This is a genomic window from Bradyrhizobium agreste (assembly GCF_016031625.1).
Classification (GTDB): Bacteria; Pseudomonadota; Alphaproteobacteria; order Rhizobiales; family Xanthobacteraceae; genus Bradyrhizobium; species Bradyrhizobium agreste.
The window spans coordinates 1-622 of record NZ_JACCHP010000073.1 but is presented as its reverse complement, the minus strand read 5'-3'; the positions used below and the strand labels follow the sequence as shown (position 1 = coordinate 622).

General features: G+C 68.5%; 1 pseudogene. It reads left to right on the top strand.

Going from position 1 to position 622, the window contains the following annotated elements:
- Positions 1-622: pseudogene (locus tag HZZ13_RS37740) on the top strand (transglutaminase-like cysteine peptidase); the annotation flags it as partial.

Sequence of the window (622 nt, the reverse complement as noted above, 5' to 3'; positions counted from 1 at the left end):
TCCTTGTCATGTGCGGCGTGATCCTGCTCGGATCGGCCGCCGAGCTTCGCGCCGGCACGCTGCTGTCGCCGGGCGCCGGCGTCCTCGTGCGTAAATCCGCCGAACCGTTCGGCGTGTTCGCCTTCGCCATCTCGTCCGGTAGCCTGCAGCAGAGATGGTCTGCGCTGAAGGACAAGCTCGACGACGACATGGTGCAGCTCGCGCTGTGCGACGGCGACCGGGACCATTGCGCTTCACCGGCCGCGCTCGAGCTGCTCGCCATCGTCGACCAGGCCCGCGCCCGCGACGGCCGCGCGCGAAGGTCGACAGCGGCGAGCTCCAGACGTCGTCGGTGCCATCATTGGCGGCATGAATGGCGAGATTGATGGCGCGGTTGACCTCGCCGAGCCGCGCGCGGGGCCGGCGATTGCGAGGACTATGCCATCGCCAAGCTGGCCGCGCTGCGGCTGGCGGGAATTGCCTCTGAAGACCTCCGCATCGTCGTGGTGCGCGACGTCAGGGCCGGCGAGGCGCACGCAATTGCCGCAGCAAAGCTCGACGGCCAATGGCTGATGCTGGACAATCGCCGCATGGCGATGGTCGGGGACGACGCGACGCGGAGCTATCAGCCACTGTTCGTGCT